This is a genomic window from Streptomyces swartbergensis (assembly GCF_002148965.1).
Classification (GTDB): domain Bacteria; phylum Actinomycetota; class Actinomycetes; order Streptomycetales; family Streptomycetaceae; genus Streptomyces; species Streptomyces swartbergensis.
Window position 1 is genome coordinate 1 of record NZ_NGFN01000735.1, and the last position, 1,088, is coordinate 1,088.

The following is a 1,088-nucleotide window of genomic DNA, read 5'->3' on the forward strand; positions in this document are numbered from 1 at the left end:
CCTCCGGCGGTGTCGCCGTGTCGTCTGCGAGCCGGAGCGTGCCGGCGTCCTCCTGCGCGGACACCCGTACGTCCGCGGCCTGCTGAGTCGCCTTCGGTATCTCCTCCGGTGCCGGCCACTGCCCGGCCGCCGCCGCCAGCGCCGTCGCGACCTCCTCGGCGTCCGGGCGCTGGTCGGGGTCCGGCACCAGCAGTCGTGCGATCAGCGGCCCGAGGGGCCCGGCCTGCTTCGGTTCGGGCGGCTCGGCGGCGAGGATCGCGGCGAGCGTGGCCTGCGGTGTGGTCCGGCGGAACGGGGGCGCCCCCTCGACGGCGGCGTACAGCAGTACGCCCAGGGACCACAGGTCGGAGGCGGGCCCGGCGATGCGGCCGGACATCCGCTCGGGGGCGACGAACTCCAGCGAGCCGACGAACTCCCCGCCGGCCGTGAGCGACTCCTCGCCCTGCACATGGGCGATGCCGAAGTCGGTGAGAACGACGCGCCGGTGCGGGCCGAGCAGCACATTGGCCGGTTTCACGTCCCGGTGCACGATGCCGACGGCGTGCGCGGCGCGCAGGGCACCGAGGACGGCGAGGCCGATCCGGGCGGCTTCGCGCGGGTCGACGGGGCCGCGCCGGAGCACCTCGTGCAGGGACTCGCCCTGCACCAACTCCATGACGATCCAGGGGAGTCCGTCGAGCGCCGCGTCGACCGCCGTCAGCCCGTCGCGTCCGACCGGCCGGTGGCGGTCGATCCGCCCGTCGCGTGCGTCCGGCTGCCGCTCCGGCTCGACGACCACGTCGTGGATGGTCACGGCGGCGGGGTGGTCGACCCGGGCGGCGGCGCGGGCCTCCCGGTAGAGGCGGTGGGCCGCGCGCCGGTGGCTCTCGTCCTCCGGGTCGCCCGGCAACCGGGGCTGCTTGACGGCGACGTCACGCTGCACGAGTTCGTCGTATGCCCGCCAGACGGTGCCCATCCCGCCGGAGCCGATGCGCTCGATCAGCCGGTACCGCCCGCCGACCGACCGGCTCTGGGCGCCCGTCCCGCCCCCGTCGTTGCGCATGCCCCATCAGTACCCCGCGGGGCGGGACGGGCGCCCAGAGCCGGTC

The 1,088-nt window shown here is 76.3% G+C and carries 1 protein-coding gene; it reads right to left on the reverse strand.

Annotated features, from left to right (window positions below; all coding sequences use genetic code 11):
* Positions 1-1,042 (reverse strand): serine/threonine-protein kinase (locus CA983_RS43980; RefSeq protein ID WP_143645860.1); only part of this gene is annotated, 1,042 nt, incomplete at its 3' end.
* Positions 1,043-1,088: the final 46 nt, after the last annotated feature.